This window comes from Bacillus sp. FSL H8-0545, from assembly GCF_038006105.1.
Taxonomy (GTDB): Bacteria; Bacillota; Bacilli; order Bacillales; family Bacillaceae_G; genus Bacillus_A; species Bacillus_A cereus_U.
In genome coordinates this window covers 1,622,197-1,636,133 of sequence record NZ_JBBOUO010000001.1, presented here as the reverse complement: position 1 = coordinate 1,636,133, position 13,937 = coordinate 1,622,197, and the positions used below count along the sequence as shown (strand labels likewise).

The window sequence follows — 13,937 nt, the reverse complement described above, 5'->3', positions numbered from 1 at the left end:
TAGACATGCCTCTAGGAATTGTTTTTTTATTACTATTTTAATCTTTTCATCTCCTGACAAAAAAATCCATCATCTGTTTTCCATTCCGCATATAATACATCCTCAAATTTAGTAATCCCTTTTTGCTTAATTTGCTTATAAAGCCATCCCTCATCAAAACCTGCTTCCCTCAAATTATCCTTAACTACTTTTCCGTCACTAATTAATGAAATGGATAAGTATACTGGCTTATGTTTTAAACTTAAATCATTTATATTGGGAGTTTCATATTTACTTTTTTTCAGAACGCTTATGTTTCCGTTAGGTTCCAATATCATATATTCAACTTCTCGGATTGAAAAAATATCTTTTTGTTGTCTTAGCATTTGCTGTAATTGGTTGATGTCCAAATGATTTGCACTTAATTGCTCTCGGTCAATATGCCCATTACGAATGATAATAGAAGGGTATCCTTCAAAAAACCTTCTTGTTCCTCTTATTTTTTGCGTTATCACTTCTATTGTGTAAATTAATATGACCCAAACAAATACTGAATATAAAATAGACCACACTTTAATTTTAGGATCATATATTGAATTTCCAACAAGCTCACCAAGAACGATAGCAGAAATAAAATCAAAAGGCGTTAGCTGAGATATTTGTGTTTTCCCTAATATTTTTGTAGCAATTAATAGAACAAAAAAACCAACTAAAAGCTCTATCGTTATTTGTCCAAGATGATTCATAGTTATTCACCTTTCTGCTTTAACCCGCACTCTATGTATTCTGTTTAATACATAGACGTTGCATTTTTGATATTATCATGCCCATCCATATTCAATACATACAAAGTAAAAAGAGTCTGATTCAAAATAATATTCGAATCAGACTCTTTTACTTTTGTTTATTTAGAATACACAATCTTTTTAATCGTTTCTCCGGAAAGAAAATATTCTTCTGCTAATTGATGAATTGCAATTCCACTTTTAAAAGCGTCTTTAATTGCTTTATTTCTTTCATCCAGTTGTTTTCTTCCGCCAGATCGTGTACCCCATTTATAATGTTTTGTTTCTTGTTTTGGAATGTAAATTGTTTCACCTTGTATATACTTTTGAATTTCAGCAATTAAACTTTCTGGTAAAACAGTCGCAGCTTTTACGTATTTCATTTCTGCTCGCCCCTTATTTTTTATGGTTCATTTCAATAAGGTGCAAAGCCAAATATAAAAAATGATACGAGCTCATTTTGGCGATTGATTGTATATTACTTGTCTACCTCACGCAAAGTATCGCCATTTCCATACTTGGCTTTGCATGAGACGCTGCAGTGTCTGGCAATTGAATTGTAATCGCCACATAAACACCTCCTAATATACCTTTTGCATTTTATTATATGATAAATTCCCTCTCCTTGCATCTTCACAATTTTTGAAGCAACAAGTTACACAGTTTGATATAATACTTTTTAATCGAATCAAAAAGTATAGTGAGGTTGCGTTATGAAGAAGAGAATAATCATTACAATAGTTACAATATTCATTATTACTACAGCTTTATTCGGAACATACAAATTAATGAACGCAAGAAGCTTTCAATTATTTGGAGACTTAACAAATCGCATTAAAACGAATGAAAAAGTGATTGCTTTAACTTTTGATGATGGCCCTACTAACAATGTAAAACAAATACTACCACTGCTAGATAAGTACAATGCTAAAGCTACTTTCTTTGTTATCGGAAACGAATTAGAAAACAATTTACCATTAGGTAAAGCGATTGTTCAATCTGGACACCAACTTGGAAATCATACATATTCTCATAACAGAATGGTTTTTAAATCACCTTCTTTTATTAAAGAAGAAATAGAAAACACAAATTCATTAATTCGCCAAACAGGATTTACCGACGAAATTGATTTTAGGCCACCCAACGGTAAGAAACTAATAGGACTACCATACTATTTAAACAAAAATAATATTGAAACTATCACATGGAATCTTGAACCTGATACTTTTTATAAATCTGCAACTGACAAAATTGACTACGTCAATAAGAATATAAAACCTGGTTCTATCATTTTATTGCACTCTATGTACGATAAATCTAATGAAAATCTGCAAACCATTGAAGGTATTTTAGACTCTTTATCTAAAAAGGGGTATCAATTCGTAACAGTAAATGAACTGCAAAAAAGAGAAAAATAAAAAGGTAGCGTATCATACCAAGATACGCTACCTTTCTTTTTATATAATTCCAAGTACATTTAGGAATACGATAATAATCGCAATTGGTGCAATATAGCGAAGTAAGAATAACCATAATACGACTAGTTTATAGCCTTTATTTTTACTTACACCAAGCTCTTTCATTAATACATCTTTCTTCATTTTCAACGGAACAAAGATGGAAACTAATAAAACACCAAGTGGCATTAGTATGTTACTAACCGCATAGTCTGCTAAATCAAAAATTGTTTTCCCAAATGGTTTCACATCACTTAACAAACCGAATGATAATGCTGATGGTACCCCAACAACAAAGATTAACAACCCAACAATTAAAGCCATTTTTTCACGTTTCCCTTTGCTTTTACCTTTTGTTGTTAAAGATGCAACGCTAATTTCTAACATCGAAATTGCTGATGTAATAGTAGCAAAGAAGAATAGTAATAAGAAAACGATGAAGAATAATTTTCCGAACGCCATTTTACTGAAAATAGCTGGCAATACGATAAATAATAGTCCTGGTCCTTGAGATGGTTCCATTCCAAATGCGAACACAACTGGGAAAATTGCAAGTCCTGCAAGTAATGTAATAACAAGTGTTAAAGCTACGATAGAAAATGCTGAACGCGGTAAACTTTCTTCTTTCGGTAAGTATGAGCTATACGTTACCATAACGGCTACACCGACGGATAACGAGAAGAACGATTGCCCCATTGCATATAAAATAATTTCTGATGTTACGTTTGAGAAATCAGGTTGTAAGAAGAATCGAACTCCTTCTCCGGCACCGTCTAACGTAAGTGCACGAACAATTAATACAAAGAATAAAACGAATAGTGCTGGCATGAAATATTTATTTACTTTTTCAACACCATTTTGTACACCTTTACTTACGATAAAAATAGTAATAAGGATGAATAATAGCTGTGATCCAACTGCTAAATACGGATTGGAAATGATTTCACCGAACGTAGCTTCGTACGCACCATTTCCTTCCCATAGTCTACCTGTAATTGCATTCCATAAATATAATAAGATCCAACCTCCTACAACACTGTAGAAAGAAAGTAATATGAAACATGTTACAATCCCTAATTTACCTAACCACGGCCATAACGTTTTAGGAGCAATCTCTCTATACGCATCAACAGCCTCTTTTTGTGTACTTCTTCCAATAACGAATTCAGCTAATAATAGCGGTAAACCAATTAATAATGTGAAACCGATGAAAATAAGGAAGAACGCCCCGCCTCCTCCAATACCGGCCATATATGGGAATTTCCAAATCGCCCCAAGACCAATTGCTGAACCTGCTGCAGCTAATACGAAACCTAATTTCGATGTCCATTGCTGTGAATTCATCTTTTTATCTCCTCTCTTTTTCTATTTCTTTTCATTATAATTCGCTCTATGTTCATATTGTTCTATTACTAGCCCGTTCTAATCCAACCACTTCCTCTCAAATAAAAAACGCCCCTACGTAAATACGTAGGGACGACAAAAATATCGCGGTACCACCCTAGTTATGAAGATACAACAAAAGTAAGACCTAAATAAAAACGCCCCTACGCAAATACGTAGGGACGATAAAATATCGCGGTACCACCCTAGTTATGAAGACACAACAAAGTTAAGACCTAAATAAAAAACGTCCCTACGTAAATACGTAGGGACGATATATATCGCGGTACCACCCTAGTTGTGAAAAAAATCTTCACCACTTTATTTGATAACGGTATGCACTACCGTCTTTCATTTCCTCACAATGTGAGATTTATGAAAGATGCTCCAGGACGAACTTCATGAATAATCTATATACTGATTCACACCAACCATCAGCTCTCTGAAATAGGGAGATTTTCACTACTATACCCTTTCATTGCTCAAATATTATTTTCCTAATTGATTACTATCATTTTTATCATACATTAAAAATAGTGTCAACTTATATTTTGAAATTTTATGCATTACATTCTATTTAAAAATTCAAAATATGACTTTCAAATGAATAGTATTAGAACATTTATGGTTTATACTGTATTAACTTCTCTAACAGGTTTATAGTAGTATACGATAAATGCAAGGCAGCACGAGTAGGAGGAAAGAATTTTGTCTACTTCAAAAGTTTTAAAAGGTACTGCTTTATTAAGTGGTGCAACAATGATTTCACGAATTTTAGGTTTTATATACTTTTTCCCCTTCCAATTATTAGTTGGAACGCAAGGGGTCGCTTTATACGGATATGCATACTCTTGGTACGGTATTTTATTAAGCTTTTCAACAGCTGGTATTCCAATTGCCGTCTCAAAATTTGTTGCAAAACATAATGCGCTTGGTGATTATAGTACAAGTAAAAAATTGTATAACTCGAGCGTAAAATTGATGTTGTTTATGGGCTTTTTAGGATTTTTAACTTTATTTATTGGAGCACCGTACATATCACAATTTATCATTCGCTCGAAAACGCCAGATCCACAATTTATCGCCGACGTAACACTTACAATGCGAGCATTAAGCTTCGCGCTTATTATCGTACCAGCTATGAGTGTTACACGTGGTTATTTCCAAGGTTTTCAACATATGAAACCAAGTGCTGTATCTCAAGTTGTGGAACAAATCGCGCGCGTTGTTTTCATTTTAGTTGGTAGTTTTATCGTCTCAAAACTATTAGGAGGCTCAGTAGCTTCTTCTGTTGCAGTTGCTACGTTTGGCGCTGTTATCGGGGCACTTGCCAGCGTCTCTATTTTAATGATGTACTGGAAAAAGTATAACGGATTAAAGCCTCCTGAAGGTGAATTAAAGTCAAGGGCATCCGATATTCCATTAAAAAATATTTATATGGAATTACTTCGATATGCAATCCCAATTGTATTTGTTGGTATTGCAATTCCACTCTATACGTTAGTAGATCAATATACCGTAGCTGATGTCCTTAGAGCGATGGGAGAGCCTTTAGAAACCGCGAATGCAGTTTTCGCTTATATAACGAACTATGCACAAAAGTTAATTATGATTCCAGCTTCACTTGCAACTGGATTCTCATTAACGATAATTCCAGCTATTACGAAATCTTATACAAGCGGGAAGCTAGATGAATTACAAGGACAAATTGCAAAGATATTTCAAGTATTGTTATTCTTCACTATCCCAGCCGCATTCGGTCTAGCAAGTATCGCTTACGATGCATTCCGCATGGTTTATGTAAATCCTGAAATTGCACTTGGTGGATCACAATATTTAATTTCATTTGCACCGTCTGCTATATTAAGTGCGATTTTCACAGTTTCAGCAGCTATATTACAAGGAATTGATTATCAAAGAAAAACAATGATTGCATTTTCAGTCGGTATTCTCGTTAAAATTGTGCTGAACACACCACTTTTACACTTATTCGGTGGACATGGTGCTGTACTTGGAACAATTCTTGGATATCTCGTTTCAAATATTATTATGTTGTACTGCATCGTTAAGTTTGCTAAATTTAAAATTGGCGAAACAGCAAAAACAGTATTTCTTATTACGATTTACTCCGCGGCAATGTCTGCTGTTGTAATCGCATTAAGAGCATTTATAAGCTGGATTATTCCTGGCCAATCTTATATAGAATCACTGATTATTGTGTTTATATGCGCATCAGTAGGAGGACTTGTTTATCTTTTATTCGTATTAACAAGTGGACTTGCTTCGCATATTCTCGGTGATCGTATTCAACGTTTGCCTGTATTAGGAAAGTTAGTAAAATAAAAAACAAGAGATGTAACGCGTTGTTACATCTTTTGTTTTATCACTTCGCATATTGAATATGCTTTTGTTGTTCAGCGATATTTAACTCCGGAGCATATTGTTCTACTAAATGTAATACTTCCCCGATTAATACTTCTAACTCTTGTACGCTATACTCTGGACTCCCTATTAACGTATTCGCCATACGCTCTACATTATAAGCCATCTATTTCTTTATTTTTCTAAAAGAAGCACCTTAATAGCGGATTTTCATCCTTACTATTAAGGTGCTTCTATCACTTTTATTCAAATAGCCCCATACTCAAATAACGTTCCCCTGTATCAGGTGCAATACATAAAACTTTTTTACCAATACCTAGGCGCTTCGCTATCATAATCGCTGCGTACACAGAAGCCCCTGAAGACGGCCCTACTAATAAACCTTCTTGTCTTGCTAAGTTCCTCATTGTAGTTAATGCCTCTTCATCTGCAATTTGCATAATTTCGTTATACACTTCTGTATTTAAGTTTTTGGGAATAAAACCAGGACTTGTTCCGACTAGTTTATGAGGGCCTGGAACACCACCAGATAACACTGGTGATCCTTTCGGTTCTACTACTGCAATATATAAGTTTGGTAGTTTCTCTTTTAACGTTTCACCGGTCCCTGTAATTGTTCCACCTGTTCCTGCGGTTGCTACAAATGCATCAAGCTCTCCATCCATTTGTTCATAAATTTCAAGTGCAGTCGTATAACGATGAACATCCGGATTTGCTGGGTTTTCAAATTGCTGCGGAATAAAACTATTTGGAATTTCTTTTTGTAACTCTACCGCCTTCGCAATTGCTCCTGGCATTCTTTGTTCCGCTGGTGTTAAAACTACTTCTGCGCCGTATGCCTTCAATAAATTAACACGCTCTTTGGACATATTGTCTGGCATAATTAAAATTGCTTTATATCCTTTGGCTGCTGCATTCATCGCTAAACCAATTCCTGTATTTCCACTTGTCGGTTCAATAATTGTATCACCCGGCTTAATGAGACCGTGTTCCTCCGCAATATGAATTAAATTAAAAGCAGCACGATCTTTCACACTGCGTGACGGATTAAACATTTCCAGTTTTACATACACATCCGCCGCGTCTTCTGGAATAAATTTAGATAATCGAACGACAGGTGTATCTCCTATTAATTCTGTAACGTTTTCACATACTTTCATAGCGCATCTCCTATTCTATCGTTTTCTTATCATTTGGCAGTAACCATGAAGTTAGTCCAATTAATGGTAAACAACTACATAATAGCATAATAAACTGAAGACTATACATATCAGCCAATTTCCCAAGAACTACAGCACCTAATGCTCCAAGGCCAAACGCAAGGCCGACAATTAATCCAGATACCATTCCAACTTTACCTGGAACAAGTTCTTGTGCATATACAACGATTACACTAAAACTACTAGAACTAATAAATCCGATGCATAAAAACAACGGTACAACCCACATAAGAGAAACGTGCGGTAACAATAGTGCAAGCGGTGCTGAACCGAGCATCGAAAAGACAATGATCTTTTTCTTACCGAATCGATCCGCTAGCGGACCACCAAAGAAAGTACCTAATACACCAGCAATCATAAAAGCAAAGACGAAATACTGTGCATTTTTTATCGATAAACCGTAATGCTCTATTAAATAAAATTGATAGAAATTCCCGATACCAGCACCGTACCAAGAACGTACGAATGTTAGAAAAACAAGAAGTATAATAACAAATTTAATGTGCGTACTTACAATCGCATTTTCAGCCTCAAGTGCAGCCCTCTTTTTCCTTCTTACAGCACCAGTCGCTAATTCATTTTTATACCAATTTGAAACAAAAAGTAACAATACAATCCCTACCGCTGCGAAAGCAGTAAAACCTAGAGAACCAATTTGACCTAGTGGAACGAAAATGAGCGCTGTAAAAATAGGTGCTAGCGAATTCCCTGTATTTCCTCCCACTTGATAAATCGCTTGTGCTAAACCACGTTTGGCACCTGCTGCCATATAAGCAACCCGGGCACCTTCTGGATGAAAGACTGCGGAACCTAATCCAATAAATAAAACAGAAATAATAACAATAATAAAATTCGGGGCAAACGCGAGCCCAATCATCCCAAGCATGCTCGAAAACATACCCAGTGGTAATAAAAATGGTGACGGCTTCTTATCTGAATACATACCAAAAACCGGCTGCATAATCGATGACGTCATATTTAACGCGAACGCTATCCACCCTACTTGCATGTAGGATAAATTCATCGTTTTTTCCAAAATAGGAAACAACGCTGGCACAACTGCTTGCATCGAATCATTTAAAAAATGTCCGAAACTAATCGCAAATAATATTCGATATATCGTCGGTGTTTCCACTGCACTTTTTTGTGAAACTGCCTGCATATACGAATCTCTCCTTCCTGTACAAAATATATATTTATTACAGTAAGTGCAATAAATTCTGAGTTTTGAAACATTTCTATTCTATACTGGTTTCGTTTCTATTTCCAGAAATTCAACTTGTAAAAAAATATATTTTTTCTATATGCTTTGTCGGATTTATTTATATGAACTCTCTGTATTTTCTTTTATACTAAGGCAGGACGAAAGGAAGGCTTGCAACTATGAAAAAATAGACGACCCTAAAGCATATTAGGATCGCCTTTTTTATTAAATAGAAAAACGCTTATACTTCTCATAATCACTCGTCTTACATTCTAGTGCCATTTTCGTACCTTCGTTTTCATAACTCGTAGATAAAACGTGTGCATGATTGTTGAAATACGAAACTACCTGTCCTTGATCATATGGAATTAACATTTCACACTTCGTATACTCTTTATAAATGTGTGAACGAACCACTTCTACAAGCTCTTCAATTCCAACATGTTTCTTCGCAGATAGATAAACGCGATCTTCTTGCACTTTCGGAATTTCAACATCTACCAAATCTGATTTGTTATATGCATAAATCGTCGGGATATTTTCCACGCCAATTTTCTTTAACGTTTCATTTGTAATATCAATTAATTGCTCATAATTGGGATTTGAGTAATCTACGACGTGAATGAGTAAATCTGCTTCCGCCACTTCCTCTAGCGTTGAACGGAATGCTTTCACAAGATGATGCGGTAATTTACTTACAAATCCAACTGTATCCGTTAATAAAAATGATTTATTATCTGGCAAATCAATATTTCGTACAGATGTCTCTAACGTCGCAAATAACATATCTTTTTCAAATACTTGTTTCTCTACAGTACCATTAAAAATTTCAAGCATCGTATTCATTATCGTTGATTTACCTGCATTCGTATATCCTACTAATGACACAACTGGAATTTCATTTTTCTTACGTTGTTTACGCTGCGTTTGGCGCTGCGCAACAAGTGCTTCTAATTCTTTATTTAGAGCCGCAATTTGTTCTTCAATTTTACGACGATCTAATTCCAACTTCTTCTCACCGACACCTTTATTTTTCGTGCCAACTCCCCCGCTTTGTCTTCCTAAAGATTCACGAAGACCGATTAAACGAGGCATCATGTACTGAAGATGGGCCACCTCTACTTGCAACTGTGCTTCTTTCGTTTTCGCACGTTGCGCAAAAATATCTAAAATTAAAATGGTACGATCAATTACTTTACAATCTAAATCTTCTTCTAAATTCCGAATTTGTGAAGGAGATAATTCGTCATTAAAGATGACCATATTTGCATCTGCTTCTTTCACATACGCTGCTACTTCTTCAATCTTCCCTTTTCCAATATAATGCGACGGATTTACTCGTTGTAAATTTTGCGTCACTTGACCGATTACTTCCACATCACAAGCTTCCGTAAGATTTGCTAACTCTTCCATCGAATATGCAAAATCAGCTTCCTTACCTAAATTCACTCCAACTAATATTGCTCTTTGTAATAATTCTTCCATATATTTATTCCTCCATTTCGATTACGCAAAATAAAAAACACAGGTCACTGCCTGTGTTTTCGTAAACGGATAAGGGTTCACCAAAGAAATAGAAGAAAGCAGTGCTTTCGTCCTATACATGGTCAAAAAGTCCCAAGATAGTATACGTATCCAACAAGTGTTCACCTATACTATCCCATTCTATTTATAAAGGCAAAACAAAAAGAGGGCGTATTCGTCCCTCCCTCTTTTTCACATATAAGCTTAATAAAGGGTTCCTTTAAAATAGGCAGACCAATCCCGTTCACTCTGTACACAGACAGAGCCTTTGAGCGCTATTCAATTATCGGCACAAAGTATTGAGACGTAATCTGATTAAGATCAAAGGAAGCCCCTCCGTTCATTTTAAGTTACATAAAGTGTAGCATAAGTAATTCGCTTTCACAAGATTAAACCACCTATAGAAACAGAAAGAAAATCTTTATATTTTTACTTTAATCGTCATTTTTTGCGATTTCTTCTCACAATGAAAATAACAACAATTATTAATAACACACCTATAGAAATGATAACAAGCTGTCCCCATCTAAAACCGTTAACCATATCCCCTTTTAAATTCACTTTCTTCGTTGGAACAGACTCTTTTGCAAATTGACTTAAAGCCACTTTGTCCGCCCCTGCCTCATCTAATCTCTTCGTTCTACTACAACTATGTGTGTGTAATTGTTTTTCTGATCCTCTTTGAGAAGAATATACTAAGTACTCTCCTCCCTCTACAAAGTGAAACACACAATCACCACCATTTGTATATACAATAATTTGCGAAGAACTTGTCCCTTTCCAAATATTCTTCACTTCAAATAAAACTTCAGTTCCAATCCCTTCTTTCCTTCCAACCTCAATTACTTTCCCCTCAAACACCACATCATTTTTTTGAAATGCATCCTCTGGAGATTTTTTAATACAGTCACAAGCATAAGATTTATCTGGAAAAACAATAAGAATAAAGCTACAAATAATGACAACAGGCAACATGCGCAAAATTCTTTTCAAGGAGCCCCACTCCCTTCATTATCAATTTCAAAAGCTTCTCGTATATTATTTTTACGCTACTCGCCAAATTCCTCCAGAGTAAATTAAACATTATCGTTTCCATACAATAAAAGTCTTTATTGACATTTTTATAACCTGATATTAGTATCAGGTTATAAAAATAAGTTAGGAGATGTTCCTATGAATTCTAAATCTCGTATTACCGCAATTGGTACTTATGTTCCAGATCAAATATTGTCTAATAACGATTTAGAAAAGATAGGAAATTAATTAACGGAGATATACTTTTACTGTACGGTTTTGGCGGTGGACTTACGCATTTAGGGCTTATCGTGGAGTGGGATTTAAACTGAAATTTTCTTTTATACAACTAACATTACGATAAATGAAATTATATCAACGATTTTCTGAATTTATCTATCACAACTCAAAGTATATCAACGATTCCAGTTAGACTATTAGTTAATTGTAAAAAAAAGCTGCATTCAAAGATTGGTTACCTCCCTTTGAATGCAGCTTCTTTTATCTTAATTTTATTTACCTGTCCGAGACCATATCACAACAGGAATTAGCAATAAGGCTACAGCCCCTCCCGCTAATGATAATGCTGCATAACTTGAATTCGCTACTATCATTCCTGACATCGCTCCACCAGAAGCTCCAGCTAGTGCAATAAACACATCTATTTTCCCTTGTGTTTTTGCACGTGTGGAAGGCTCCGTTGAATCAACAATTTGAGCAGTACCACTTATTAATCCGAGATTCCATCCTAATCCAAGTAAAGAAAGAGCAACGATTAATAGTATTAAAGAATCACTCGGTGCTATCGCAGCTATGACACCAGCTGCGAGTAAAATCACCCCACCAGCAATACTCATCGCTGTTCTACCAACTTTATCAATAAGAATTCCTGTAACAAGTGATGGAAGGTACATTGCCCCTACGTGGAATCCAATGACTAGCCCTACTTCACTTAGTCCATGACCATGGTGTCCCATATGTACTGGAGTCATAGTCATAATCGCAACCATCACTATTTGAGTAAGTATCATAACGATTGCTCCGACGGTAATGCCCCTTTTATTTTCTAACGTTTCATTAGTTACCGATTGTCCTTTATATGTATGTTCCTGTTTATATCTTTCTATTATGTTAGCAATAATTAACGGATCCGGACGAAGCATAACGAAAAGGACAAGACCCGCAAGTATAAATGCCGCTGCCGATAATATGAACGGACCAGCTAGTTCAGGAATTCCAATCGAATGAGCAAAATCCCCCATTACACCTACTAAATTTGGCCCCGCTACTGCACCGAAAGTCGTCATAACCATCGTAATACTAACAGCAGTTGCTCGTTGCTTCTTATTCGCTAAATCTGTACCCGCATAACGAGCTTGTAGATTCGTAGCTGTACCCGCACCATAAATGAGTAAAGAAACAAGTAAGAGAATAATACTATTTGTTAAAGCTGCCATTACAACACCAATAGCCCCAAGTCCCCCTACCATAAAACCTGTTGCAAGTCCTACCCGGCGTCCATATCGTTGTGAAAGCTTTCCTACTATGAAAGCTGCTACCGCAGATCCCAATGTAAACATAGCAGCCGGTAATCCTGCATATGCATCTGTTCCAAGCATTTGCTGTGCAAGAAGTGCACCTACTGTAATTCCAGCAGCTAATCCCGCCCCGCCAAACATTTGTGAAATACTTACGATTATTAACGTTCTTTTGTATAATTTTTGTTGCTCTTCTTCTGTATACATATGGTTATTTATTGAAGTATCCGCCTTACCTAGCATTTTCTCACCTACTTAATAAAATTCATTACTCTTATTAATGTACTATATTTTCATAATTAATGATAATTGTATTCATTACTTTATCATTGACTCATCTAATATAAACAACCATTTTTATTAGCAAACATATTCATTTTCTTATCTTACTCATATTTTTCTCGCAATAAACATATCACATGCTATATTAATAGCATTACTAATCATTGTATACAAAGGAGTACATACTGAATAACACACTAGAATTATGCGAAGCTTGCAAACATAATCCAGTAAATAATACAGCAGAATCCGACAAAACAAATCAACCTTATAATTTATGTAGTCAATGTCACAATCGTCTTACCTTATTTAACAAGAAACCGCAAGATTTTTTAGTTACGGATGGCGTAGTACAAATTCATGAAAATAGACTGGATGAATACGTAGACTTCATTAATACAAACAACTTTACTAATGTTTACATTAATGACCTTAAGTATAGTATGGACCATATTGATTTTCTAGAACGCTGTCCCCAAATAGAAGCGTTACAAATTAATAGTACATGTATTACCGATTATTCAGCTTTATATAAATTAAAAAACTTAAAATCTTTATCACTAGAAGAACCACAAGTCCCTCTAAACTTAACAGCACTAGAAAGCTTTAAAAATATAGAGGAACTTTACATACAGTGGAATAAAAACATTACAGGGTTCGCATCTTGTTCTAACTTAAAAGAACTATACATTTGGAAATACAAACCGAAACAAAAAAACCTTGAAGAATTAATGTCTTTACAAAACCTTGAAAAACTAAGAATTACACAAGGTAACATTAACTCATTAAAAGGATGTAGAGCATTTCCTAAATTAAAACATTTAGAAATCAATTATATAAGAAATTTAGAACATATTGACGAAATTGAAAACAATGCTTCAACTTTAAAATATGTCGAATTCGATCATTGCAGTAAAATTAAAAATCACGACTATTTACGTTATTTAACAGAGTTAGAAACTCTCATCTTATCAAGTTGTGGTAACATACAAAATCTACAATTCATTAAAGAGCTACCAAAGTTAAAACATTTAAGCTTCGTGGATTCTAATATTGTAGACGATAATTTAGATCCTTGCATCGGAATTGATTTTGTTGGTTTTAATAATAAGAGGCATTATAGTCAGAAGTTTAATGAACTAAACCCAGATTTTCCATACTAGTGTAAA

The 13,937-nt window shown here is 35.0% G+C and carries 10 protein-coding genes, 3 pseudogenes and 1 other annotated feature; of the genes and pseudogenes, 4 read left to right on the top strand and 9 right to left on the bottom strand.

Annotation, left to right across the window (positions count from 1 at the left end; translation table 11 throughout):
* Positions 1–32: 32 nt before the first annotated feature.
* Both MHI07_RS08655 and MHI07_RS08650 read right to left on the bottom strand, forming a co-directional pair.
* Complete coding sequence (locus tag MHI07_RS08655) at positions 33–725, bottom strand: DUF421 domain-containing protein (protein WP_088078299.1); 693 nt, start codon at positions 723–725, stop codon at positions 33–35.
* Between the two features lie 158 nt (positions 726–883).
* Positions 884–1,147, bottom strand: a complete 264-nt coding sequence (locus MHI07_RS08650) for a CD3324 family protein (RefSeq protein ID WP_002202437.1) — start codon at positions 1,145–1,147, stop codon at positions 884–886.
* Between the two features lie 330 nt (positions 1,148–1,477).
* Between MHI07_RS08650 and MHI07_RS08645 the strand changes: the two genes are divergently transcribed.
* Positions 1,478–2,182 (top strand): polysaccharide deacetylase family protein, encoded by a 705-nt coding sequence (locus MHI07_RS08645; RefSeq protein WP_088098934.1) that lies wholly within the window; start codon positions 1,478–1,480, stop codon positions 2,180–2,182.
* A gap of 39 nt (positions 2,183–2,221) precedes the next feature.
* On the opposite strand, the gene MHI07_RS08640 is transcribed toward MHI07_RS08645, so the two are convergent.
* Complete coding sequence (locus tag MHI07_RS08640; protein WP_340823098.1) at positions 2,222–3,565, bottom strand: sodium-dependent transporter; 1,344 nt, start codon at positions 3,563–3,565, stop codon at positions 2,222–2,224.
* A 303-nt stretch (positions 3,566–3,868) separates the two neighbouring features.
* Positions 3,869–4,092, bottom strand: a binding site (T-box leader).
* A 220-nt stretch (positions 4,093–4,312) separates the two neighbouring features.
* Between MHI07_RS08640 and MHI07_RS08635 the strand changes: the two genes are divergently transcribed.
* Positions 4,313–5,947 (top strand): putative polysaccharide biosynthesis protein, encoded by a 1,635-nt coding sequence (locus tag MHI07_RS08635; RefSeq protein WP_215581295.1) that lies wholly within the window; start codon positions 4,313–4,315, stop codon positions 5,945–5,947.
* 40 nt (positions 5,948–5,987) lie between these two features.
* Here MHI07_RS08635 and MHI07_RS08630 read toward each other — a convergent pair.
* The 5 genes and pseudogenes from MHI07_RS08630 to MHI07_RS08610 form a co-directional block, all read right to left on the bottom strand.
* Positions 5,988–6,137, bottom strand: a pseudogene (locus MHI07_RS08630) (DUF4037 domain-containing protein); the annotation flags it as partial.
* A gap of 91 nt (positions 6,138–6,228) precedes the next feature.
* Positions 6,229–7,146, bottom strand: a complete 918-nt coding sequence (gene cysK, locus MHI07_RS08625) for a cysteine synthase A (RefSeq protein WP_340823096.1) — start codon at positions 7,144–7,146, stop codon at positions 6,229–6,231.
* Between the two features lie 10 nt (positions 7,147–7,156).
* Positions 7,157–8,368, bottom strand: a complete 1,212-nt coding sequence (locus MHI07_RS08620; protein ID WP_002200936.1) for an MFS transporter — start codon at positions 8,366–8,368, stop codon at positions 7,157–7,159.
* Positions 8,369–8,635: 267 nt separating this feature from the next.
* On the bottom strand, positions 8,636–9,895 hold the full coding sequence (gene hflX / locus MHI07_RS08615; protein WP_002012171.1) for a GTPase HflX: 1,260 nt from the start codon (positions 9,893–9,895) through the stop codon (positions 8,636–8,638).
* Between the two features lie 480 nt (positions 9,896–10,375).
* Complete coding sequence (locus tag MHI07_RS08610) at positions 10,376–10,927, bottom strand: hypothetical protein (protein ID WP_002158383.1); 552 nt, start codon at positions 10,925–10,927, stop codon at positions 10,376–10,378.
* 180 nt (positions 10,928–11,107) lie between these two features.
* Between MHI07_RS08610 and MHI07_RS29360 the strand changes: the two are divergent.
* Positions 11,108–11,188: pseudogene (locus MHI07_RS29360) on the top strand (3-oxoacyl-ACP synthase); the annotation flags it as partial.
* A 272-nt stretch (positions 11,189–11,460) separates the two neighbouring features.
* Here MHI07_RS29360 and MHI07_RS08600 read toward each other — a convergent pair.
* Positions 11,461–12,729: an MFS transporter gene (locus MHI07_RS08600; protein ID WP_340823092.1), complete on the bottom strand. Its 1,269-nt coding sequence runs from the start codon at positions 12,727–12,729 to the stop codon at positions 11,461–11,463.
* Positions 12,730–13,082: 353 nt separating this feature from the next.
* On the opposite strand from MHI07_RS08600, the pseudogene MHI07_RS08595 reads away from it, so the two are divergent.
* Positions 13,083–13,931 (top strand): annotated as a pseudogene (locus MHI07_RS08595) (hypothetical protein); the annotation flags it as partial.
* Positions 13,932–13,937: the final 6 nt, after the last annotated feature.

Coding starts and splice junctions, on each gene's coding strand:
- cysK (WP_340823096.1), bottom strand. CDS start 7,146: ATGAAAGTATGTGAAAACGTTACAGAATTAATAGGAGATACACCTGTC.
- MHI07_RS08645 (WP_088098934.1), top strand. CDS start 1,478: ATGAAGAAGAGAATAATCATTACAATAGTTACAATATTCATTATTACT.
- hflX (WP_002012171.1), bottom strand. CDS start 9,895: ATGGAAGAATTATTACAAAGAGCAATATTAGTTGGAGTGAATTTAGGT.
- MHI07_RS08600 (WP_340823092.1), bottom strand. CDS start 12,729: ATGCTAGGTAAGGCGGATACTTCAATAAATAACCATATGTATACAGAA.
- MHI07_RS08640 (WP_340823098.1), bottom strand. CDS start 3,565: ATGAATTCACAGCAATGGACATCGAAATTAGGTTTCGTATTAGCTGCA.
- MHI07_RS08650 (WP_002202437.1), bottom strand. CDS start 1,147: ATGAAATACGTAAAAGCTGCGACTGTTTTACCAGAAAGTTTAATTGCT.
- MHI07_RS08620 (WP_002200936.1), bottom strand. CDS start 8,368: ATGCAGGCAGTTTCACAAAAAAGTGCAGTGGAAACACCGACGATATAT.
- MHI07_RS08655 (WP_088078299.1), bottom strand. CDS start 725: ATGAATCATCTTGGACAAATAACGATAGAGCTTTTAGTTGGTTTTTTT.